Raw genomic sequence first — 22458 nt, 5'->3', positions numbered from 1 at the left:
CGGGCCCCTGACCGCCTCCGGATGCCGCTCCGCCCTGGGTGAACGAGGCGAGACGGGCCTCCTGGGGAGGAGGTCCTCACCCGAGGTCGGGCGCCTCCAGCCGCACGCGGTCGGCTGAAGCGTCGTCCGGCTGCTCCTGCGACGCGCGCTCGGCCGCCACCCGGCGAAGGTAGCCGGCGATCTCGCGCTCGATGCGCTCCTCGTCCCAGCCGAGCTCTGCGCCCATCAGACGGGCGGCGACGGGCGCGGCCGACACGCCCCGATCCCATGCCTCGATCGAGATGCGCGTGCGGCGGGCGAGCACGTCGTCCACGTGCAGCGCACCCTCGTGCGACGCGGCGTACAGGACCTCGGCCGCGAGGTAGTCGTCGGCGCCCGGCAGCGGCTCGGCGAGCTCCGGGCGCTCGGCGATGAGGTCGAGCACCTGCTGGGCGAGCGTGCCGTACCGGTTCAGCAGGTGCTCGACGCGCGACACGTGGATGCCCGCCTTGCGCGCGATCCGCGCCCTGCGGTTCCACGCTGCCCGGTATCCCTCCGCCCCGACCAATGGGATCTCGGCGGTCGCGGAGGCCGGCACCTTGCCGTCGAGCGCGCTGGCCGCCGCGTCGATCGCATCCTTCGCCATCACGCGATACGTGGTCCACTTGCCGCCCGCGATGACGACGAGACCGGGCACGGCGTGCGCGACGATGTGCTCGCGCGAGAGCTTGGACGTCTCATCCGACTCCCCGGCCAGCAGCGGGCGGAGCCCGGCGTACACGCCTTCGACGTCCTCACGCGTGAGCGGCACGGCCAGCACCTTGTTCACGTGCTCGAGCAGGTAGTCGATGTCGGCGGCGGTGGCGGCGGGATGCGCCTTGTCCAGGTTCCAGTCGGTGTCCGTCGTGCCCACCAGCCAGTGCCTGCCCCACGGGATGACGAACAGCACGCTCTTCTCCGTGCGCAGCAGCAGGCCGCTCGCCGACTGGAACCTGTCGCGGGGCACGACGAGGTGGATGCCCTTGGAGGCACGCACCTTGAACTTGCCGCGTTCGCCCACCATCGACTGCGTGTCGTCCGTCCAGACGCCCGTCGCGTTGACGACCTGCTTGGCGCGGATCTCGAAGGTCTCGTCGGTCTCCCGGTCTCTGGCCAGCACACCGACCACGCGCTCGCCCACCTTGAGGAAGCCCTCGACGCGCACCCGGTTCGCGACGTGCGCGCCGTACCGCGCTGCCGTCCTGGCGACCGACGCCGTGTACCTCGCGTCATCCACCTGCGCGTCGTAGTACGTGATGCCGCCGATGTAGGCATCCGGCGCGAGCGACGGCGACAGCTTGCGCACCTGGGTGCGGGTGAGGTGCCTGTGGTGCGGAACGCCGGGCGGTCGCAGGCCGGTGTAGCTGAACAGGTCGTAGAGCAGCATGCCGGCACCGATGTAGAGCCGCTCGATCACGGGCCTGTGCAGTGGGTACAGGAACCGCACCGGCTTCACGAGGTGCGGCGCCAGCTGCTGCAGCAGCAGTCCGCGCTCGATGAGCGCCTCGCGCACGAGCCGGAAGTCCAGCTGCTCCAGGTAGCGGATGCCGCCGTGCACCAGCTTCGACGAACGGCTCGACGTGCCGGACGCCCAGTCGCGCTGCTCGACGAGGCCGACGGTCAGACCGCGCGTCACGGCATCCAGCGCCGCACCGGTTCCCACGATGCCGCCGCCGATCACGAGCACGTCGAGCTCCTCCGACCGCATGGCCTCCATGGCAGCGGCGCGTTGCGCCGGGCCCAGTCCTGCCGACTGCTCGATCGCGGCTGACGAACTCATGCGAGACCTCCTGGCGGTGACGGATGCCCGGCCCTGCCGGGTGCTGGCGCTGGTGCCCTGCGCCGATAGCGTGCGCTAGTGCCCCTGATACGGAGCCACGACGACCTCGACGCGCTGGAACTCCTTGAGGTCCGAGTATCCCGTCGTCGCCATGGAGCGGCGCAGCGCGCCCACGAGGTTGGCCGTGCCGTCGGCGACGCGAGCGGGGCCGTACAGGATCTCCTCGAGCGTTCCGGTCTGGCCCACCTCGACCCGGTGTCCGCGCGGGAGCTGCGGATGGTGCGCCTCAGCGCCCCAGTGCCAGCCGCCGCCCGGGGCGTCGGTGGCGCGAGCCAGCGTCGTGCCCAGCATGACGGCATCCGCTCCGCACGCGATCGCCTTGACGATGTCGCCCGACGAGCCGAGCCCGCCGTCGGCGATGACGTGTACGTAGCGTCCGCCGGACTCGTCGAGGTAGTCGCGCCTAGCGCCTGCCACGTCCGCGACAGCGGTGGCCATCGGTGCGTGGATGCCCAGCGTCGCCCTGGTGGTGGATGCCGCCCCGCCCCCGAAGCCGACGAGCACGCCGGCCGCCCCCGTGCGCATGAGGTGCAGCGCCGCCGTGTACGTCGCCGCGCCTCCGACGATCACGGGCACGTCGAGCTCGTAGATGAACTTCTTCAGGTTGAGCGGCTCGACGTTCTTCGAGACGTGCTCGGCAGAGACGGTCGTGCCACGGATGACGAACAGGTCGACACCGGCGTCGACCACCGTCTGGTAGAACTCCTGCGTGCGCTGCGGCGACAGGGATCCGGCGACGGTGACGCCTCCCGCGCGGATCTCGGCCAGCCGGTCGCGGATGAGCTCCGCCTTGATCGGCTCGGCGTAGATCTGCTGCATGCGCGTCGTCGCCTGGTCGCTGGGCAGCGAGCGGATCTCGGCCAGCACGGGGTCCGGGTCTTCGTACCTGGTCCAGAGACCCTCCAGGTCGAGAACACCGAGTCCGCCGAGCTGGCCGATCATGACGGCCGTCGCGGGCGAGACGACCGAGTCCATGGGTGCAGCGAGGATGGGGACCTCGAACGTGTACGCGTCGATGGTCCACGAGATCGAGACGTCTTCCGGATCGCGCGTGCGGCGGCTCGGCACCACGGCGACATCGTCGAACGCGTAGACACGGCGGGCGCGCTTGGCGCGGCCGATCTCGATTTCCATGGTCACCGAACCAGCCTAGATGAGTGGCATGGACCGCTCACGTGTGTTGCGTCGGTGATGCACAGGGCGCGTGGGCGTGACCGCGGCCCCGCCAAGCGTCAGGCCGAGGCCGCGGCGTACCGGCCGGAACGGATCGCGCGGGCCCTGGCCTTGGCCGCCTCCTCCTCGCGATTCTTCGGGGGCGTCGTCGCCACGAGATCGTCCAGCAGGTGCTGCGTGAGGTGCGCGATCTCATGGACGGCGTGGTCGAACGCCTCCTGGTTGGCCTTCGACGGCTTCGTCGTTCCCGCGATCTTGCGCACATACTGCAGCGCCGCCGCGTGCACCTCCTCGGAGGTCGCGGCAGGCTCGAAGTTGTGGAGAGTGTGGATGTTGCGGCACATGACATCCACGGTAATCACCCCGTCGCCCCAGGCACAGGGGCACTCACGAGCGACGCGAGTCTCACCCGGGCCGCCGATGGCATGCTGGCAGCCATGCATCGCGTCTCCGCTCAGAAGCTCGATCAGCTCCGCACACGCACGAGCGAGAAGTGGACCACGTATCCGCCCGACGTGCTGCCGCTGTTCGTGGCCGAGTCGGACTTTCCGCTCGCGGAGCCCATCGCCTCCGCCCTGCGTGCCGCGATCGATCGTTCCGACACGGGTTACATCGGCGACGACGGGGGCGCGGCGGCGAACGCGTTCGCGGGCTTCGCCGAGCGCCGCTGGGGGTGGCACGTCGACCCGGACCGCGTGAGCACCACCACCGACGTCAGCGTGGTGATCGTCGAGGCGCTGCGGGCGCTCATCCGCCCTGGCGACGGTGTGGTCATCACACCTCCCGTGTACCCGCCGTTCTTCGAGCTGATCCCCGAGGCCGGCGGCCGTGTGGTCGAAGCACCTCTCGCCCGTGCCGGCGACGGCGGTTACACGCTCGATCTGGACGCGATCGATCGGGCCCTGGCATCCGGGGCCCGCGCCGTGCTGCTCTGCAATCCGCACAACCCGCTCGGGCTCGTGCACTCCCGCGAGTCGCTCGCCGCACTCAGCGAGGTGGTCGAACGGCACGGAGCCGTCGTGGTGAGCGACGAGATCCACGCGCCGCTCACCCACTCCGACGCCTCCTTCACGCCGTACACGACGGTCTCGGATGCCGCGCGCGACCACACGATCGCGGCGCACGCGGCGAGCAAGGCGTTCAACCTGGCCGGCCTGAAGTGCGCCATGTTCGTGACGGCATCCGACCGCATGACGCGGCTGATCAAGGGGCTGCCGGCCGAGGTCAAGGAGCGCACCAGCCTGTTCGGGCGCATCGCGACGACCGCCGCGTTCGATCGCGGCGACGAGTGGCTCGACGACGTCATAGCCTCCATCGAAGACAACCGCCGTCGGCTCGGCTCGCTTCTTGCCGAGCGGATGCCGGCCGTCGGCTACCGCGAACCGCGCGCCAGCTACCTCACCTGGCTGGACTTCACGAGCGTCGGCTGGGGCGCGGACCCGGCGGCGGTCGCTCTGGAGCGCGCCCGCGTGGCCCTCAACAGCGGACCGGCGTTCGGCCGGGAGGGAGCCGGCTTCGTGCGGCTCAACATCGGATGCTCGGCCCAGGTGCTGACGGAGGCGGTCGACCGGCTGGCACACGCGGCCGGCTAGCGGCCAGGAGCCGCCGACACCGGACCGGCGGGCTCTGCCGCATCCCCTGCGCCTGGTTCATGCTGCGGAAGAGCCCTCCTGACGCCGCCGTCCCGCGGCGGACCGCTCCTCGGGCTGCCCCATCGCCATGCGGTCCATGATGTCGGCCGCGAGCTCGAGCACCCCTCGCTCGGTGGGCGACAGCTCCTTCAACGCCTCGGAGAGCCAGGCATCCCGTTGCGCGAGATCGGCGGCCAGCGCCTCGCGCCCGGCGTCGGTGATCGCCAGGATGTGCTCCCTGCGATCGACCTCGCTGCGTTCGCGCGTGATGAGACCCTCGAGGGCGAGTTCCGCGAAGATCCGGGACAGGGACTGGGGTCGCTGTCGTTCGACCTCGGCGACGGCACCGGCGGGCAGAGGCCCCAGGCGGCTGAGCGTTCCGAGCACGCTCAGCTTGTTGCTGCTCAGCGACCCGATCGACCGTTCGGTGCGCAGCCGGCGCGCCATGCGCATGACTCCTCGCCGAACCGCTTGCACGGTTCCGCCTGTCGCACCGTCGTCGAGATCGACGCGCTGATTCCCCCACGCATTCATTAAGCGATATCGTACTATCTTGCCCATTAAATCTGCGTCTATGCCGCTACTATCTTTCGGATTGATACGTTGTTCCGAAGCACTTGGCGTGCCCTCGGCCGCAGCCTGGCCGATCCCGGCCTGCTCAGGCTGCGTACGACAGCCGTCACCTACCTGACCGTGCTCATCAGTGCGGCGACCGCCTGCGTACCCGCTGTGCTGTTCGGACTGGGCGCCTCGATCGTGGTGCTCGCCGTGATGCTGTCGATCAGTTTCACGTCGGAACGTGCCGGGACGACCGCGGCGCAACGCTGGCTCTCGTTGCTTCTGCTCCCGCTCATCGGACTGGCCGCCGGCACCGTCGGTTCCCTCATGTTCCAGTCGCCCGTGATCGGCGACTCGCTGTTCGTGGTCGTGCTCTCCGGTGCCATCTGGATCCGTCGCTTCGGCCGGCTCGCCACGCGGATCGGTACCCTCGTCGCTCTGCCCTTCGTCACGGTGCTCGTGGTGCCCGCGCCCATCGTGCCTGGCCAGGGCTTTCTGCCATGGGCGGCCGCCATCGCCTTCGTCGTGACGGTGGTCACGCTCGGTCTGCAGTGGGCGGCTCGGGCATCCGGATTCCTGCCCCGCCCGGCGCACGCCGGCCACGTCGGTCGCAGGGGCGGGGGCTCGGTGTCTTCTGTGCGCCCGTCGCCGTCGCGGCCGGCCATGCGACCTGTGGCCAGCACCCGGATGGCCGCGCAGATGGCCGTCACGCTGTCGGGTGCTTTCATCATCGGCCATGTCGTCTTCGGTGAGCACTGGTTCTGGGCCGTGCTCACCGCGTTCGTGGTGGCCAGCGGCAACCGCGGCCGCGGCGACGTGGTGTCCAAGGGCATCCATCGCACGGTGGGAGCCGTCGGCGGCACCGTGCTCGCGACCGTGCTGTCCGCGTTCGACCCGCACGGCGCCGAGACGGGGGCGGCCGCCGCGATGTCGGTTCTCGCGATAGCCGTCATCCTGGCGCTCGGGCTCTGGCTGCGCCCGACCGGGTACGGCTGGTGGGCTGCGGCCATGACGGCCATGCTCTCGCTCCTGCACGGCGTGCAGGGCACAGCTCCCGGACCGGCGATGCTCGTGCGGCTCGCTGCCATCGTGGTCGCCGGCGCGTTCGCGGTCGCGGTCGCCTGGTGGGTGCTTCCTGTGCCGACGGCGACCGTACTGCGCGGCCGCACCTCCGCCGCGCTCGCGGCGCTCACCGAGCTGCTCGTGGCGTGCATCAAGGAGCAGGATGCCATCGCAGAACGCCGCGCGGAGTTCGACGTCGCGCTCACGGGCCTCCGGCAGCTCGGGCCGACATTGCGGCTGGAACGCGCTGCACGCTCCATCGGAGGACGCGCCCGCGGTGCCGATCCCCGCGCCGTGCACAGGGCCGACGTCATACCGGCCATCGAGGCGTGCTGGGATCCGGCCGACGCGATCGCCGCGGACGTCGAACACGGCCATCAGCTGTCCACGGCGAACGCGAGGGAGTTGGGCGCGCTGGCGCGCCGTGTCGGCGACTGCCGAAGGATGCTCGCCGGCAGCTCCGCCACCGCGTCGCCGCCGCCGGAACGGGCGGGCGAGGCTCCCGAACCGCCGACAACAGCCCAGCACGAGCCCAGCCCGGAACATGAAGACCCAGGGCGCGAGCGTCCAGGACACGAGGATGCGTCGCCCGGCCATAACGACGCTCCGCTCGGCGTGCTGCAACGCGCGATCGCGGCCCTCTCGGAGACGCTTCCGCTCATCGCGCGCTCCTGACCGTGCCGGCTTCCGGGAGGGTCAGACCGCGGCCCTCCCGCGCACGGGGCACTGGTGCCCGCGCCGGAGAGCGGGCAGGCTGTGGGGCATGGTCGACTACGCGAATCCCCTGCGCCCCCACGAACGCATCGCTGACCGCGATCGTGCCGACGCCGTCTCCGCACTCACCAGGGCTCGCGACGAGGGCCGCCTGACGCCCGACGAGTTCGAGCAACGCGCCGCCTCGGCACGCAATGCGGTCACGTGGAGCGACCTCGTCCCCCTCTTCTCCGACCTGCCGAGGGCGTCGGCACCGGCCGCGCAAGACGACGGCTGGGGCTCGCAATCGCGCGCTCGCGGCGGCGCATGGGGCGCTTCGATCATGGCGTTCGTGCCGTTCGTCGCACTCGGCCTGTTCTTCCTCGTCGGCTTCGTGTGGCACGGCTGGGCATGGAGCTGGCTGTTCTTCCTGCTCATCCCGGTGTTCGGCATCCTCATCTACGGTCCCGGTGCGGACAGCCGACGACGGCGGTATTGACCCGCTCGACAACGACCTGCGATCGCCGCTCTCCGGCTCCGCTGACCGGGGGCGCGATCCGGTCGGCCTAAGCTCTGACCGATGAACGTGGACAAGGTCGACCGCGCGATCATCGCGCAACTCAGCGCGGACTCCCGGCTGTCCGTTCGCGCGCTCGCCGAACGCGTGCACGTCTCGCGCAGCGCCGTGGCGACCCGGCTGCAGCGGCTCGTCGCCGAAGGCGTGATCGAGGGGTTCGGTGTCAGCGTCGACCGCAAGTCCATCGGCCTGCACGTCACGGCGCTCGTCATCGTGAAGGTGGAACGGCAGCCCGGATGGCAGGATGTCGCCACCTCGCTCTCCGACCTCCCCTTCGTGGAGTCCGTACTCGCCGTCAGCGGCGACATCGACTTCGTCGTCACCGTGAGCGCACCCGACCACGAACACCTCAGCGACGTGATCATGCGGCGCCTGCACGAGGTGCCCGGCGTGGCATCGACCCGCTCCTACATCGTGCTCGAGTCGTGGAACGGCACGGCCCCCGGCATCGCGCGGGACTCCTGGGACGAAGAGGGCTGACGACGCAGACTAGCGCCACCGACCGCCACCCGCCGCCGGCCGGACGAATGGCACGTCGGAGCCCGGATTTCGAGCCCTATTGACGCGAGCGGTGCGCCAGTTCTGCCGTCTGCCGCGACCTGACGCGACGCGGATGCCCGGCCCGCCAGAACGCCGCACCATGGCAGTGTGAGTGACGACGACGTCATGGGCCGTTCGCGCCCTGCCAGCGGCACAAGGCCGCGCCTTGCTGTGCCGACGGACCGGCCGATCCGGCTGATCGACGAGCACGGGATCCGCGCCGACGAGCACAGGACTGGCGGCTTCGCGATGCCGGATGCCGGCATCCTGCTCGCCCTCTACCGGCGGATGGTCATCGCCCGGCGCTTCGACGTGCAGGTCAGTGCGCTCACCAGGCAGGGCAGGCTCGCCACCTATCCCAGCGCTCTCGGTCAGGAGGCGTGCGAGATCGGGGCGACGGCCGCGCTCGCCGACGCCGACTGGCTGTTCCCGACGTACCGCGACTCGATCGCCCTGCTGACGAGGGGCGTGCGACCCGTGGAGATCCTGTCGTTCTTCCGCGGCGACTGGCACTCGGCCTTCGACCCGGCTGCACACCGCATCGCGCCACAGACCACCCCGCTCGCGACGCAGGCCCTGCACGCCGTCGGGTATGCCATGGCCGCAAAGCTCAAGGGCGAGGCGACGGCGACGCTCACGTTCCTCGGCGACGGCGCGACGAGCGAGGGCGATGCCCACGAGGCGTTCAACTTCGCCGCCGTCTGGCAGACGCCGACGGTGTTCGTCATCCAGAACAACGGCTACGCGATCAGCGTTCCGTTCGAGAAGCAGTCGCGTGCCGGCACCCTGGCCGACAAGGCGATCGGCTACGGCATGCCGGGGCACTACGTCGACGGGAACGATATCGCTGCCGTGTACGCCGTGGTCACGGATGCGCTCGAGCGAGCGCGCCGCGGTAGAGGCCCGACCATGATCGAGGGCCTCACCTACCGCATGGAGGCACACACCAACTCCGACGACCCCACCCGCTACCGCACCGACGACGAGGTCGAGCGGTGGCGGGTGCTCGACCCCATCGCGCGCGTGGAGGGGTACCTGATCGCCGAGGGTGCGCTCGACGAGAGGACGCGTGCCGAGATCGCGGACGAGGCCGAACAGCTCGCCGCAGAGACACGGCAGGCGATGAACGATTCGCCCCGGCTGGATCCGCTGGAGCTCTTCGAGCACGTGTATGCCACGCCGCGCTCGTCACTTGCAGAGCAACGCGCATACCTGGCTGAGGAGCTCTCCGGCGCAACCCTGGGCTCGAACGACACGGGAGGGCTGTCATGACGATCGCACACCACACGGATGCGCCGACCGAGACGACCGCGCAGGCGCCGGCATCCCGCACGCTTGCCGGCGCACTGGGCGCCGCGCTCGCCGATGCGATGTCGGAGGATGCCGGCGTCGTCGTCTTCGGCGAGGACGTGGGTCCGCTGGGCGGCGTGTTCCGGGTCACCGACGGCCTTGCGGCACGATTCGGCGACGAGCGCGTGTGGGATTCGCCGCTGGCGGAGGCCGGGATCGTGGGCACGGCGATCGGCATGGCCATGAACGGTCTGCGTCCCGTGGTGGAGCTGCAGTTCGACGCCTTCAGCTACCCGGCGTTCGAGCAGATCACGTCCCACCTGGCCAAGATGCGCAATCGCACGAGGGGGCGCGTCACGCTTCCGGTCGTCATCCGCATCCCGTACGCCGGGGGCATCGGTGGTGTCGAGCACCACTCGGACTCGTCCGAGGCGTACTGGACGCACACGCCCGGTCTCACGGTCGTCACCCCGTCGAACCCGGTCGACGGCTACTGGATGCTCCGCCAGGCCATCGCCAGCGACGACCCGGTGATCTTCCTGGAGCCGAAGAGCCGCTACTGGATGAAGGAGCCGGTGCCGCTCGACCGGCCGCCTGCCGCGCTAGACCGGGCTCGCGTCATCCGCACGGGCACCGATGTCACGCTGCTTGCCTACGGTCCGACGGTGAAGACGGCCCTGGATGCCGCGGAGCTCGCCGCACTCGAAGATCTCTCGATCGAGGTCATCGACCTGCGCTCGCTCTCGCCGTTCGACGACGAGACGGTCGGCGCATCGGTTCGCAAAACGTCGCGGGCTGCGGTCATCCATGAGGCCGCCCAGTTCGGCGGGTACGGCGCCGAGGTCGCCGCAAGGGTGACCGAGCGCAACTTCTTCCACCTTGCGGCGCCCATCCTGCGCATCACGGGCTTCGATGTGCCCTACCCGTCGCCCAAGCTCGAGGAGTTCTATCTGCCGACGGCCGAACGCGTGCTGGCGGCCCTCGACACATGGGAGTGGTGATGACGGAGCGGTTCCTGCTTCCCGATCTCGGCGAGGGCCTGACCGAGGCGACGATCGTGGCGTGGCTCGTGCGTGAGGGCGACGAGGTCGCCGTCGATCAGCCGGTGGTCGAGGTGGAGTCGGCGAAGTCGATAGTGCAGTTGCCCTGCCCGTACGCTGGCCGCGTCGACGCGCTGCACGCCGAGGTGGGCGACGTGGTGCAGAAGGATGCGCCGCTGCTCTCGGTCGCGGTGCGCGCGACGGCCCCGGCAGCCGATGGCTCTCGCGACGGTGCGACTGCGGGCTCGCCCGACAGCACGGCCGACACGGCTGTCCAGCTTGCCGACGATGCGGCGGCATCCGCCGCGGACGTCGTGCCGGGGACGTCGCTGCGCAACGACAGCTCGGACTCGCCAGGGGCCGTGCTCGTGGGATACGGCATCACCGCGCCCACCCGCACGTTCCTGCGTCCGGCGGGCGGGCGCTTCGGCCGTGGTCGACGACACACGGGCGGCACGACCCGCGGCGGGGCGGACTCCTTGCTCGAGCGTCGCTCGCCGGTCGTCTCGCCGATCGTGCGCAAGCTGGCGCACGACAACGGCTTCGACGCCGTTCAACTCGCCGGAACGGGGCCCGGCTCGCTCGTGAGGCGAGAGGACGTGGAGGCGGCCATCGCCGCGCGACAGCAGGAGAGCCAGCGGGCGGCCGGGTCCGGCGCCCCGGTCGGCGGTGCCGCAACGACGCCGGATGCGCGCGAGCAGACGGTATCCGACCTGCGCATACCCATCACGGGCGTGCGGAAGGTGATCGCCGACCACCTGGTGCGTTCGCGGCAGACCATTCCCGACGCCACCATCTGGATGGATGTCGACGCGACCGAGCTCCTGCGCGCCAAGCAGCGCCTCGCCGCGACCACCGGCGAGCGCTTCAGCGTGACGGCTCTCGTCGCGCGATTCGTCGTGGCGGGCCTGCAGCGGTTCCCGGTGCTGAACTCGTCGGTGGATGAGACGGCAGGCGAGATCGTGCAGCACGCCAGCGTGCACCTCGGGCTCGCCACCCAGACCGGCAGAGGCCTCATGGTTCCCGTCGTGCACGACGCTCACGCCATGTCTCTCGGAAGGCTGCGGGACGCGGTCGCCGACCTCGTCTCGCGCGCGCCGGCCGCCGACTACTCGCCGGCCGACCTCTCGGGCGGAACGTTCACGCTCAACAACTACGGATCGCTGGGCGTCGACGGCTCTTCGCCGATCATCAACCAGCCCGAGGTCGCCATGCTCGGCCTCGGCCGGCTGATGGAGCGGCCGTGGGCGGTCGACGGCGAGCTGCAGGTGCGCACCGCGGCCACTCTGTCGCTCGTGTTCGATCATCGGGTGTGCGACGGGGATGTGGCATCCGGTTTCCTCACGTACGTCGCCAGGTGCATGCAGGAGCCGCTCGTCGCGTTCGCGTGAGCCTGGTGGGGGTCGGCTACGGGCCTCAGCGGCCGGTGAACTGCGGACGGCGCTTCTCGCGGAACGCCGCGAAGCCCTCCGCGTAATCGGATGTCGCCGACAACTCGACCTGCGCGTCCGTCTCATCCGACATCGACTCCCACAGCCCGATCCGCTCGTCGCGCAGTCTGGCGACCAGTCGCTTCTCGGTCACGAACGCAGTGGTGGGTCCGGCGGCGACCTTCGCCGCGATGCTCCTGGTGAAGCCGAGCACGTCGTCGGCAGGCAGCACGCGGCTGAACAGGCCGGATGCCACGGCATCCGCGCCGCTCATCAGCTCGCCCGTGTAGATGAGATCGAGCGCGCGATGCGTGCCCAGCCGTTCGACGAACAACGCGTGTCCGCCCGAGTCGAGCGCTGCTCCCAGACCCGCGAACGGCGATCCGATCTTCGCCGTGTCGGCGACATAGACCACGTCGCAGGCGATGAGCAGCCCGAGCCCCACGCCCAGGCACGCACCCGTCGCGACGCCGAAGGTCGGCGCGGGTAACTCGCTCAGCCGGTGCAGCACCGCGGTGAGGGTGTCGAGGTAGCCGCGCGCGTCATCCGTCGCGGGGTCGACGCGGGAAACGTCCCTGCCTGCGCAGAACACCCTGCCTTCGCCCCGCAGGATCACGGCGCGAGCCCTGGGGACCGACGCGAGCGCGGCATCCAGTTCGTGCAGCGCGTCGAGGTCGAGCGAGTTCAGCTTGTCCGGCCAGTCCAGCACGACCTCGGCGACGTCGCCGCTGTGCTCAACGCGTACGGGCATGGGGATCCTTTCGCTTGCACGCCTCAGGCGTGGGGAACGTGCTTACGTGTCGTAGTCCACTTCGACGCGGTCGCTGGTGGGAATCGACTGGCAGGTCAGCACGTAGCCGGCGTCGAGCTCCTCCTGCTCGAGCGCGTAGTTCTCCACCATGTCGACCGTGCCCGCGCGCAGCACGGCTCGGCACGTTCCGCAGACGCCGCCCGCGCAGGCGAACGGAACGTCGCCGCGCACCCGCAGCGCCGCGTTGAGGATGGTCTCCTGCGAGTGCACCGCCGTGGTCGCGGTCGACGTGGTGCCATCGAGCCGGAACGAGACCGTGCGTACCGCCTCACCCGGATCCACCGCGATCGGACGTCCGCGCTGCGGAGCGGGAATGCCGGGCTCTCCCGTCGTGAACAGCTCGTACCTGATGCTGTCGGCCGGAACGCCCCAGGCTCCGAGCGCGTCCCTGCACAGCTGCACCAGTTCGAACGGCCCGCAGAGGAACCACTCGTCGACGCTCTCGACGGGCACCAGGGTGCCGAGGATCTTCGCGAGCTTCGCGCCGTCGAGCCGCCCGCTCAGCAGCTCGGAGCTGCGTCGTTCCCTGGTGAGCACGTGGTAGAGGGCGAGGCGCGACGGGTAGCGGTCTTTGAGGTCGGCGAGCTCGTCGACGAACATCGTGTCTATCGCCGTGCGGTTGGAGTAGACGAGCGAGAACGTGTTGTGCTCGGATGCAGCCAGCACGCTCTGCGCCACCGCGAGCACGGGCGTGATGCCGCTGCCCGCCGCGATCGCGGCACAGTGCGCCGTGCCGGATGCCGCGGCCTGGGACACGAAGCGACCCTCAGGGCTCATCACCTCCAGCATCATCCCCGGTGCCAGGTTCTCCAGCGCCCAGCCGGAGAAGACGCCGCCGAGGTCCCGCTTGATCGCGACCTTCAACTCGCCGGGTGACGGCGCCTGACAGATGGAGTAGCTGCGGCGCAGCACGTCCTCGCCCAGCGTGGTGCGGATAGCGATGTACTGGCCCGGCTCGTAGTCGTAGGCGTGCGCCAGCTCGCCCGGAACGTCGAACGCCACCTCGATGGCATCCGGGGTCAGCCGGCGCACTGCCGAGACGGTGAGCGGATGGAACGCACCTCTCCTCCTGGACTGCGACGGAAGAGGGGCGGATGCCGGTCTTTCGACGTGCTGCGGTTGCTGCGAGCTCGACACCCTCAGCTCCTCTCGCGCATCAATGCGCCTTGAAGTGGTCGAACGGCTCGCCGCACTTCTGGCACACGTACAGCGCCTTGCACGACGTGGAGCCGAAGTGCGAGACCTCCCGCGTGTGCAGCGAACCGCACCGAGGGCAACGGATGCCGAGCCCGAGTCCCACGCGACCACCTGTGCCGCGTGGCGCAGGCGGCGCGATGCCGAACGCCTCGAGCTTCGCTTTGCCTTCGTCCGACATCCAGTCGGTGGTCCAGGCCGGCGCGAGCACGGTGCGCACCGTGACGTCGCGATAGCCGGCCCGGTCCAGCGTCGAGAGGATGTCGTCGCGCATGGCGTCGACGGCGGGGCATCCGGAGTAGGTGGGCGTGATCTCCACGGTCACGACCGGAGTCTCACCGCGCTCCGCGCCGTCGGCGCCGGAGCCGCTGTCGACATGCACGGCGCGAAGCACGCCCAGGTCCTCGATCGTGAGCACGGGGACCTCGGGGTCGCACACCGTCGCGGCGAGCGCCCACACGCGCTTCTCGTCGGCCACCGCTGACCTCCCCTGTCGAGGCCGGCCGGCTCGGGTATCGACAGACTCGACCTGCGGCTGGGTTCCGCAGAGCTGCCCGGTCACCACGTCGCCCCCGGATGCTGCCGCGCCAGCACCTGCATCTCGGCCAGCAGGTGCCCGAATGCCTCGGTGTGCATGCCATCTCGTCCCCCACCACGGGCGGCCGGGATGTCCGGAACGCGCAGCCCTGCCTCGGCGATCACCGCGGGAACCGTGCGGTCGAACGGATCCCGCAGCTCCTCGGGCGGCACGGCGACACCCTCGAGTCCGGCCGCCGACGGGTCTGGCCGGAACAGCTCGTCGACAAACGGCCACATGGCATCCAGACCCGCCTGCATGCGCACGTGGGAGACATCCGTGCCGAGCCCCAGCCGACGCACCCACTGCACGCTGTGGTCGACGTGATACTCGACCTCCTTGAGCGCCTTGGCCGCGATGGCCGCGAGCGTCGCGTCGGCGGATGACGTCAGCCGCCGGTACAGCGCGTCGAAGTACACGGAGGCGAAGAGCTGTCTGGCGATGGTGTGCGCGAAGTCGCCGTTCGGGCGCTCGAACAGCTGCTGGTTGCGGAACTCGTGTTCGTCGCGGAAGTAGGCCAGGTCGTCCTCGCCCAGGCCCCACGCCGAGCCCGCGTACGTGAGGAACGAGCGGGCGTGGCCGAGCAGGTCGAGTCCGATGTTGCCGAGCGCCACATCCTCCTCCAGCTCGGGTGCGTGCGCGATCCATTCCCCCAGCCGCTGCGCGAGGATCAGCGCGTCGTCGCCGAGGCCGAGCGCGTAGCGGGCGACGGCATCGGACGGGCGGTCGAGACCCTCCTCGAGCTCGCGCTCGATGGTCTCCGCCGAGACGGCGGTGGAGATCGCGCGATTCGTGTGCCTCACAGGTGCGGCACCCCCTCGGAGGCCGTGTAGTAGGTGGCGTGCCTGAACTCCTTGCCCTCGGCGGACTCGAAGAACGCGTCGCGAGCATCCACGTCCGATGCGGTGATCGCGCTCGACGGCACGACCCAGACGGAGACGCCCTCGCCTCGCCTGGTGTAGAGGTCGCGGGCGTTGCGGACCGCCATCACGGCATCCGGTGCGTGCAGGGATCCGGCGTGCACGTGGGAGAGGCCGCGCGACGAGCGGATGAACACCTCCCACAACGGCCACGTCTCGTGTTGCTCCGCCGCCTGCTGCTCGGCGCGCTGCTGGCCGTCCGGGCGCTGCCGCTCGGCTGACGCGCTCATCACGCGATCCTCTCCAGCAGAGCCGAGCGGTCGGCATCCTCTCGGGCGGCATACGCCCTGGCTGCCTCGCGCACCCAGGCGCCCTCCTCGTGTGCTGCGCGCCGGTTCGCGAGCCGCACCGTGTTGGCCTGACCGTGTCCGGCGAGCACGTCGTAGAACTCGTTCCAGTTCAGCTCGCCGAAGTCGTAGTGCCCGCGCTCCTCGTTCCACTTCAGGTCGGGGTCGGGCAGCGTCACGCCGAGCACCTCGGCCTGCGGCACCAGCATGTCGACGAAGCGCTGTCGCAGCTCGTCGTTGCTGAATCGCTTGATCTTCCAGGCCATGCTGCGCCGCGAGTTCGGCGACTCCGCGTCGGGCGGCCCGAACATCATGAGGGCCGGCGCGTACCAGCGGTTCACCGACTCCTGCGCCATGCGCTGCTGTTCGGGTGTACCGCGCATCAGCGTGAGCAGGATCTCGAAGCCCTGCCGCTGGTGGAACGACTCCTCCTTGCAGATGCGCACCATGGCGCGCCCGTACGGCCCGTAGGAGCACCGGCACAACGGCACCTGGTTGCAGATCGCCGCGCCGTCGACGAGCCACCCGATCGACCCCATGTCTGCCCACGTCGGCGTCGTGTAGTTGAAGATCGAGGAGTACTTGGCCTTGCCGCTCAGCAGCTGCTCGTACATGGTCTCGCGGTCGATGCCGAGCGTCTGCGCCGCCGAGTAGAGGTAGAGGCCGTGTCCGGCCTCGTCCTGCACCTTGGCCATCAGGATCGCCTTGCGCTTGAGGCTGGGCGCGCGCGTGATCCAGTTGCCTTCCGGCTGCATGCCGATGATCTCGGAGTGCGCGTGCTGGGAGATCTGCCTGATGAGCGTCTTGCGGTACGCCTCGGGCATCCAGTCCGTCGGCTCCACGCGGGAGTCGTCGTCGATGAGGCGCTGGAACGCCAGCTCCTCCGCGCTCGGCAACGTCTCCTCGAGCGAGGCGGCGACCGCGTGCTCGGCGCTTGATCGCGACCCTTCGGCCCCGGCGTGAGTCGAACCCGGCATGCGACGGCGCGATGCGCCCTGTGCTTCCGACATCGTCGTCTCCGCTTCTATACTTACCGAACGTTCAGTTAGTATATCAACACCGCGTTCGATGAGGAGCAGGGATGAGCAGTCAGACGATGATGCAGCGCGATCGCGCGTCGGCCAGCCTCGGAATCGAGGTCCTCACCGACCAAGCCGGTTACGCCGTCGTGCGGATGACGGTGCGCGACGACATGCTCAACGGCTTCGACATCATCCACGGCGGTCTCGTGTTCGCCCTGGCCGACACGGCGTTCGCCGTCGCCTGCAACGAGGATGACGACGTGACAGTGGGCGCGAGTGCCGACATCACGTTCCTCAAGTCGGCCCCCGCGGGAGCCGTTCTCACCGCGACCGCCCGTCGCCTGGTGCGAAAAGGGCGCACCGGACTCTACGACGTGAGCGTCGTCGACGAGACGGGCGATACGGTGGCCGAGTTCCGGGGGCGATCGGTCACCACTCGCCGCCCGGCGCCGATCGCGAGCTGAGGCGACGGCGATGGCGACCCACATGCACGCGACCGACGCAGGGCCTCTGGCCGGGGGACGGCCGCTGCGATCGACCCCCGCGGATCCGGAGTCGCTCGACCCCGAGGAGCGCCTCGACGTGGACGACCTCCGGGCGCTCCAGCTGGAGCGACTGCAACAGACCGTGCGCCACGCGTACCAGCACGTGCCGCTGTACACGCGCAAGCTCGACGAGGTGGGCGTGCGTCCTGCCGACATCCGTTCGCTCGATGACGTGCGAAGGCTGCCGTTCACCACGAAGGCCGATCTGCGGGAGTCGTACCCGTTCGGCATGTTCGCGGTGCCGATGTCGCAGGTGGCGCGCATCCACGCATCCAGCGGCACGACAGGACGACCGACGGTCGTCGGGTACACGCTCAGGGATCTCGACCAGTGGGCAGGTCTCGTCGCACGGTCGCTGCGGGCATCCGGTGTGCGGCCGGGCATGAAGGTGCACAACGCGTACGGGTACGGCCTGTTCACGGGCGGGCTGGGCGCACATGCCGGTATCGAGCGCCTCGGCGCCACCGTCATCCCGGTGTCCGGCGGGCAGACGGCGAGACAGGTTCAGCTGATCGCCGACTTCGAACCGGATGCCATCATGTGCACGCCGAGCTACCTGCTCACCATCGCGGATGCCATGGAGCAGGCCGGCATCGATCCGCGCTCCACGAGCCTCAAGGTGGCCATCCTCGGCGCTGAGCCGTGGACCAACGAGCTGCGCGGCGCTATCGAGCGGCGGATGGGGATCGACGCCGTGGACATCTACGGACTCAGCGAGGTGATGGGGCCGGGCGTCGCCAACGAGTGCGTGGAGACGAAGGACGGCCCGCACATCTGGGAGGACCATTTTCTGCCAGAGGTCATCGCCGACGACGGCAATCCGCTCCCTGATGGCGAACGGGGCGAGCTCGTCTTCACCTCGCTCACCAAGGACGCGTTCCCCGTGCTGCGCTACCGCACGCGCGATCTCACGCGGCTGCTCCCCGGCACGGCGCGGCCCGCCATGCGCCGCATGGAGAAGATCACCGGACGCAACGACGACATGATCATCCTGCGCGGCGTGAACCTCTTTCCCACGCAGATCGAGGAGGTCGTGCTCGGAATCGAGACGCTCACCCCGCATTTCGTGCTCGAGCTGACCAAGGCGGGCGCCATGGATGCCATGACCGTGCGCATCGAACGCCACCCCGGGCTGCCGCGGGAGACCTGCGAGGCCGCCGCCGTCGTGCTCGGTGAACGGATCAAGAGCCGGCTCGGCTCCACAGTGGAGATCAAGCTCGAGGAGCCGGGCACGCTGCCGCGCAGCGAAGGCAAGTACAAGCGGGTGTACGACCTCCGGTAGGTCTCGCCGCACACTCGCCATGTCGTCCGCACCGCCGTCGTGCACCCAGAGCAGCAGGGGTCGCGCTCCCGCACCGAAAACAGCAGAGATCGCGCTCTCGCGCCCAGAACAGCAGGAATTCTGCTGTTCTGGATGCCTTCTGCTGTTTTCGAGGCGGAAGTGGCGCAGGGTCGAGGGGCGCGCTGGCGGCCGAGGGGCGGTACACGACCGAGGGGCGCGATGGCGGCCGAGCGCGAGATGCGAACGAGCGCGTGATGCGACCGGGCGCAGCGACGGCCGGCTGAGAGACTGAAGGACGATGACCGAGACGAAGCCGGAACCACAGGAAGCGACCCGACGCGGCAGGCCGGGCTACGACCAGCGCGGCATCCTCGAGGTCGCCGTCGAGGCGTTCAACGAGTACGGCTACGACGCCACCTCGATCGGCGTGCTGGCCGAGCGGCTGGGACTGTCGAAGTCGGCGATCTACCACCACGTGGCATCCAAGGACGAACTGCTGCGTCTCGCACTCGACGAGGCGCTGGACGGCCTCGAGGGAGTCCTCACGGAGGAGAGCGCCGCGACCGGCCCGGCGGCGGACCGGCTGGCGCACGTGCTGCGCGGGGCCGTGCGCGTGCTGGTCGAGCGTCTCCCGTACGTCACGCTGCTGCTGCGCGTGCGCGGCAACACCGATGTGGAGCGCGCGGCGCTGGCCAGGCGCCGGGCATTCGACCGTTCGGTCGCGGCACTCGTCGAGAACGCGCGCGACGAGGGAAGTGTGCGCGCCGACATCGATCCCGGCATCGTGACCCGCCTGTTGTTCGGCATGATCAACTCGATCGTCGAGTGGTACCGCCCCGGCGGCGCGGAGAGCGCCGATCAGCTCGCGAGCGACGTGCTCGCCGTCGCGCTGGACGGGCTTCGCGTGCAGGATGCCGCCGACCGCGAGACATTGTCGGCCGCGTTGCGCGAAGACTAGAGTCCAGGCATGCCGAAGGAGGATGCCGGATCCCACGTCGAGCACGCCCGACGGCTCGCCTCCCGCGTCACGGAGGCCGGCGAGACGGACCGCGAGCTGCGACTCGGTGTGCTGCGGCGAGGAGCAGGCGGGCCCGCCATCGAACAACCGTACGACGCCTTGGCAGCAGGGATCGCGGCGGACTCGGCTCGCGTGACGGATGCACAGGTGGACGCCGTGCTGCAGGCCGCCGGATCCGAGAAGCGCGCGTTCGAGCTCGTGCTGAGCGCTGCGATCGGCGCGGGCCTTCGCCGGTGGGATGCGGCAGAACGAGCGATCGAGGATGCCGGGGATGCGGCTCCCTGAGATCGAGCGCGGCGACTCGATTCGCCACCGCGCACTCATCGCGATGATCTCGCGCATCGCGGGTATCAGTCTGCCGGACGCGGCCCGCGTGGCCTTCTACCACCAGGACTTCGCCGGTCCGGTTCTCGGCGCGTGGACGCAGAGGGCGATGCGGGGCCCGAGCGGCTGGAGCGTGCCCGAACGCGAGCTCATGGCTGCGGCCGTGGCGTCGTGGAACGCGTGCCCGTTCTGCGTAGGGGCCCACGGCGCCGTGGCCGTCAGCGGCATCGATCGCGAGGTCGTCGACGCCGTCGTGAAGGACTATCGAACGGCGCCGATCTCCCCTCGCCTGATGGCAACGCTCATGTTTCTCGAGACGATGACGCGCACTCCAGACACCCTCGGCGCCGACGACGCGCGCGCTGCGCTCGAGGCGGGCGTGACGCTCGACGAACTGCGCGATGCCGCGGCCGTCGCCGCCGTCTTCAACATCATCACGCGGTACGCGAATGCCCTCGACTTCGAGATCCCTTCGGCAGAGGAGTTCGACAAGGCAGCCGGCATGCTGCTCAAGCGCGGCTACTCCTGACCGTCACCCGCCTGGGCGCTCCATTCCTTGGCCACGAGCGTGAGCACGTCGTACGTCGCGACCGGCTCCTCGCGCTGATTCGTCAGCACGGCATCCCACCGCACCTCTCCGTAGTCGTCCGTCTCGCGCGGCGTGATCTGCTTCGCCGTCAGGTCGACTCTGATGCTGTCGCCGGGAGACACGGGGGTGAGGAACCGCAGGTTCTCCAGTCCGTAGTTCGCGAGCACGGGCCCGGGATCCGGATCGACGAAAAGTCCGGCCGCGAACGACACGAGCAGATAGCCGTGCGCGACGCGTCCGGGGAAGAACGGGTTGGCGGACGCCGCCGCCTCGTCCATGTGCGCATAGAACGTGTCGCCCGTGAACTCGGCGAACCGCTCGATGTCATCGAGCGTCACCTCGCGGGGCTCCGACGACACGCGGTCGCCGATGCGCAGCTCGCGCAGCGGCTTGCGGAACGGATGCCGCCCGCCGGCATCCGACGTGGCGCCGGCATGCCACTCCCCCGTGATGGCGGTGAGCATGTCGGGCGAGCCCTGAATGGCCGTGCGCTGCATGTGGTGCAGCACGGCACGGATGCCTCCCAGTTCCTCGCCGCCGCCGGCTCGTCCCGGCCCTCCGTGCACGAGGTGCGGAACCGGCGAGCCGTGTCCCGTGGAGGTGCGCGCGTCGTCCCGGTCGAGAACGAGCACGCGTCCGTTGTACGCCGCGATCCCGGAGACGAGCTCGACCACCTCAGCCGGATCGTGCGACGCGATGCTCGTGACGAGCGAGCCGCGTCCTTCCGCGACCAGGTCGACCGCCTCTTGCGCCGAATCGTAGCCGAGCACGCTCGCGACCGAGCCGAACGCCTCGACCGTGTGCACGGCATCCGTCCACGGGTCGTCGAAGTCGAGCAGCACCGGCGACAGGAAGGCGCCCGTCGGATCGACGGACTCGGAGCCGTCGGCTCTGCGCACCACAGGGTCGTCCAGCGAACCGCACACCACGCGGCCGCCCGCCTCGATGAGCCTGTTCAGCTGCCGCAGCACCTCCTCGCGCTGACCGCGGGATGCCAGCGGCCCCATCGTGACGCCGTCAGCCCTGGGGTCGCCGAGCACGACCTTCGCGGCGAGTCGATCGCGGATGGCGGCCACCACGTCGTCGCGCACCGGGTTCGGCACGATGATGCGACGAATCGCCGTGCACTTCTGGCCGGCCTTGACCGTCAGCTCCGTCACCACGGAACGAACGAACGCGTCGAACTCGGGCGTGCCCGGCCCGGCGTGCCTGCCGAGCACTATCGCGTTGATCGAGTCCGTCTCGCTCGTGAAGCGCACGCCGCCGGTTCGCACGCTCTCGTGGGAGCGAAGGCGCTCGGCCGTCGACGCCGAGCCGGTGAACGACACGATGTCGCCGAGCCTCAGGTTCTCGAACAGCTCGGGCACGCCGCCGGACACCAGCTGCAGAGCGCCATCGGGCACGACCCCGGTATCGACGAGGATGCGCACCATCGCCTCGGTGAGATACGCCGTCGGCGTCGCGGGCTTGACGAGCGTGGGTACCCCGGCCAGGAACGCGGGCGCCAGCTTCTCCAGCGGACCCCACACCGGGAAGTTGAACGCATTGATCTGCACCGCGACACCGGGCAGACGGGTGTAGATGTGCCTGCCGAGGAAGGAGCCGTCCTTCGAGAGCCGTTCGGCGGGGCCGTCGACCACGACCTGCGCGTTGGGCAGCTCACGTCTGCCCTTCGAGGAGTAGGTGAAGAGGGCGCCGATGCCGCCCTCGATGTCGACCATGGCATCCGGCTTCGTGCTGCCGGCCGAGAGGGCCAAGCTATACAGCTCGTCCTTGCGCTCGGTGAGCGCCTGCGCGAACTGCTTGAGCAGCAGCGCCCGCTGATGGAACGTCAGCCGGCCGAGCGACGCCTGGCCGACCGTTCTCGCGTACTCAAGCGCTCCGGCAAGATCGATGCCCGTGGTGCTCACGCGCGTCACCGCGTCGCCCGTCGAGGCATCCAGCACCGTCGCGGCATCCGCATCGTCGCCGGGCTTCCACCACGAGCCCATCACATAGCTGGGAAGGATGTCGGTCATGTGCTCTCTCCTGGTCGGC

General features: G+C 69.9%; 23 protein-coding genes. 12 read left to right on the top strand and 11 right to left on the bottom strand.

Annotated features, from left to right (window positions below; all coding sequences use genetic code 11):
• Positions 1 to 76 precede the first annotated feature (76 nt).
• From VHB92_RS01025 to VHB92_RS01015, 3 genes are all read right to left on the bottom strand, one after another.
• Positions 77 to 1798, bottom strand: a complete 1722-nt coding sequence (locus VHB92_RS01025; RefSeq protein ID WP_325450484.1) for a glycerol-3-phosphate dehydrogenase/oxidase — start codon at positions 1796 to 1798, stop codon at positions 77 to 79.
• A gap of 75 nt (positions 1799 to 1873) precedes the next feature.
• Complete coding sequence (locus VHB92_RS01020) at positions 1874 to 2992, bottom strand: GuaB3 family IMP dehydrogenase-related protein (protein ID WP_325450551.1); 1119 nt, start codon at positions 2990 to 2992, stop codon at positions 1874 to 1876.
• 98 nt (positions 2993 to 3090) lie between these two features.
• A complete protein-coding gene (locus VHB92_RS01015; protein ID WP_325450482.1) occupies positions 3091 to 3375 on the bottom strand; it encodes a DUF2277 domain-containing protein in 285 nt (94 codons plus the stop codon).
• A 93-nt stretch (positions 3376 to 3468) separates the two neighbouring features.
• Between VHB92_RS01015 and VHB92_RS01010 the strand changes: the two genes are divergently transcribed.
• Positions 3469 to 4623, top strand: a complete 1155-nt coding sequence (locus tag VHB92_RS01010; protein ID WP_325450480.1) for a MalY/PatB family protein — start codon at positions 3469 to 3471, stop codon at positions 4621 to 4623.
• A gap of 57 nt (positions 4624 to 4680) precedes the next feature.
• Here VHB92_RS01010 and VHB92_RS01005 read toward each other — a convergent pair whose 3' ends face one another.
• Complete coding sequence (locus tag VHB92_RS01005; RefSeq protein ID WP_325450478.1) at positions 4681 to 5196, bottom strand: MarR family winged helix-turn-helix transcriptional regulator; 516 nt, start codon at positions 5194 to 5196, stop codon at positions 4681 to 4683.
• 69 nt (positions 5197 to 5265) lie between these two features.
• On the opposite strand from VHB92_RS01005, the gene VHB92_RS01000 reads away from it, so the two are divergent.
• The 6 genes from VHB92_RS01000 (at position 5266) to VHB92_RS00975 (ending at position 11813) form a co-directional block, all read left to right on the top strand.
• Entirely contained in the window at positions 5266 to 6957 is a 1692-nt protein-coding gene (locus VHB92_RS01000) for an FUSC family protein (RefSeq protein ID WP_325450476.1), read from the top strand.
• Between the two features lie 88 nt (positions 6958 to 7045).
• Positions 7046 to 7474, top strand: a complete 429-nt coding sequence (locus VHB92_RS00995; RefSeq protein ID WP_325450474.1) for a DUF1707 domain-containing protein — start codon at positions 7046 to 7048, stop codon at positions 7472 to 7474.
• A gap of 81 nt (positions 7475 to 7555) precedes the next feature.
• A complete protein-coding gene (locus tag VHB92_RS00990) occupies positions 7556 to 8032 on the top strand; it encodes an Lrp/AsnC family transcriptional regulator (RefSeq protein ID WP_325450472.1) in 477 nt (158 codons plus the stop codon).
• Between the two features lie 168 nt (positions 8033 to 8200).
• Entirely contained in the window at positions 8201 to 9364 is a 1164-nt protein-coding gene (gene pdhA / locus VHB92_RS00985) for a pyruvate dehydrogenase (acetyl-transferring) E1 component subunit alpha (protein ID WP_325450470.1), read from the top strand.
• Complete coding sequence (locus VHB92_RS00980) at positions 9361 to 10383, top strand: alpha-ketoacid dehydrogenase subunit beta (protein WP_325450468.1); 1023 nt, start codon at positions 9361 to 9363, stop codon at positions 10381 to 10383. Before pdhA ends, VHB92_RS00980 begins: the two co-directional genes overlap by 4 nt.
• On the top strand, positions 10383 to 11813 hold the full coding sequence (locus VHB92_RS00975; protein ID WP_325450466.1) for a dihydrolipoamide acetyltransferase family protein: 1431 nt from the start codon (positions 10383 to 10385) through the stop codon (positions 11811 to 11813). Before VHB92_RS00980 ends, VHB92_RS00975 begins: the two co-directional genes overlap by 1 nt.
• A gap of 25 nt (positions 11814 to 11838) precedes the next feature.
• Here the strand turns inward: VHB92_RS00975 and VHB92_RS00970 are convergent, their stop codons facing one another.
• The 6 genes from VHB92_RS00970 to paaA form a co-directional block, all read right to left on the bottom strand.
• Positions 11839 to 12603: an enoyl-CoA hydratase/isomerase family protein gene (locus tag VHB92_RS00970; RefSeq protein WP_325450464.1), complete on the bottom strand. Its 765-nt coding sequence runs from the start codon at positions 12601 to 12603 to the stop codon at positions 11839 to 11841.
• Between the two features lie 42 nt (positions 12604 to 12645).
• Entirely contained in the window at positions 12646 to 13800 is a 1155-nt protein-coding gene (paaE, locus tag VHB92_RS00965; protein ID WP_325450462.1) for a 1,2-phenylacetyl-CoA epoxidase subunit PaaE, read from the bottom strand.
• A 19-nt stretch (positions 13801 to 13819) separates the two neighbouring features.
• On the bottom strand, positions 13820 to 14335 hold the full coding sequence (gene paaD / locus VHB92_RS00960; RefSeq protein WP_325450460.1) for a 1,2-phenylacetyl-CoA epoxidase subunit PaaD: 516 nt from the start codon (positions 14333 to 14335) through the stop codon (positions 13820 to 13822).
• Positions 14336 to 14415: 80 nt separating this feature from the next.
• Positions 14416 to 15237 carry a 1,2-phenylacetyl-CoA epoxidase subunit PaaC gene (gene paaC / locus VHB92_RS00955; protein ID WP_325450458.1) on the bottom strand — a complete coding sequence of 274 codons (822 nt, stop codon included), beginning with the start codon at positions 15235 to 15237 and terminating at the stop codon, positions 14416 to 14418.
• A complete protein-coding gene (gene paaB / locus VHB92_RS00950; protein ID WP_325450456.1) occupies positions 15234 to 15584 on the bottom strand; it encodes a 1,2-phenylacetyl-CoA epoxidase subunit PaaB in 351 nt (116 codons plus the stop codon). The genes paaC and paaB overlap by 4 nt, the downstream gene beginning before the upstream one ends.
• Positions 15584 to 16651, bottom strand: a complete 1068-nt coding sequence (gene paaA, locus VHB92_RS00945) for a 1,2-phenylacetyl-CoA epoxidase subunit PaaA (RefSeq protein WP_325450454.1) — start codon at positions 16649 to 16651, stop codon at positions 15584 to 15586. The genes paaB and paaA overlap by 1 nt, the downstream gene beginning before the upstream one ends.
• 71 nt (positions 16652 to 16722) lie before the next feature.
• Between paaA and paaI the strand changes: the two genes are divergently transcribed.
• The 5 genes from paaI (at position 16723) to VHB92_RS00920 (ending at position 20361) form a co-directional block, all read left to right on the top strand.
• On the top strand, positions 16723 to 17127 hold the full coding sequence (gene paaI / locus VHB92_RS00940) for a hydroxyphenylacetyl-CoA thioesterase PaaI (RefSeq protein ID WP_325450452.1): 405 nt from the start codon (positions 16723 to 16725) through the stop codon (positions 17125 to 17127).
• Positions 17128 to 17137: 10 nt separating this feature from the next.
• The gene (gene paaK, locus VHB92_RS00935) at positions 17138 to 18490 is read left to right on the top strand and encodes a phenylacetate--CoA ligase PaaK (protein WP_325450450.1); all 1353 of its coding nucleotides are present in this window, start codon (positions 17138 to 17140) and stop codon (positions 18488 to 18490) included.
• A gap of 298 nt (positions 18491 to 18788) precedes the next feature.
• Entirely contained in the window at positions 18789 to 19448 is a 660-nt protein-coding gene (locus VHB92_RS00930) for a TetR/AcrR family transcriptional regulator (RefSeq protein ID WP_325450448.1), read from the top strand.
• 9 nt (positions 19449 to 19457) lie between these two features.
• Complete coding sequence (locus tag VHB92_RS00925) at positions 19458 to 19793, top strand: hypothetical protein (protein ID WP_325450446.1); 336 nt, start codon at positions 19458 to 19460, stop codon at positions 19791 to 19793.
• Positions 19780 to 20361, top strand: a complete 582-nt coding sequence (locus VHB92_RS00920; RefSeq protein WP_325450444.1) for a hypothetical protein — start codon at positions 19780 to 19782, stop codon at positions 20359 to 20361. Before VHB92_RS00925 ends, VHB92_RS00920 begins: the two co-directional genes overlap by 14 nt.
• Here the strand turns inward: VHB92_RS00920 and paaZ are convergent.
• Complete coding sequence (paaZ, locus tag VHB92_RS00915; protein ID WP_325450442.1) at positions 20352 to 22439, bottom strand: phenylacetic acid degradation bifunctional protein PaaZ; 2088 nt, start codon at positions 22437 to 22439, stop codon at positions 20352 to 20354. The genes VHB92_RS00920 and paaZ overlap by 10 nt on opposite strands.
• Positions 22440 to 22458: the final 19 nt, after the last annotated feature.

The sequence above is a fragment of the Humibacter sp. genome (genome assembly GCF_035547335.1).
In the GTDB taxonomy this organism is placed as follows: domain Bacteria; phylum Actinomycetota; class Actinomycetes; order Actinomycetales; family Microbacteriaceae; genus Humibacter.
This window is presented reverse-complemented; position numbering and strand designations above follow the sequence as displayed.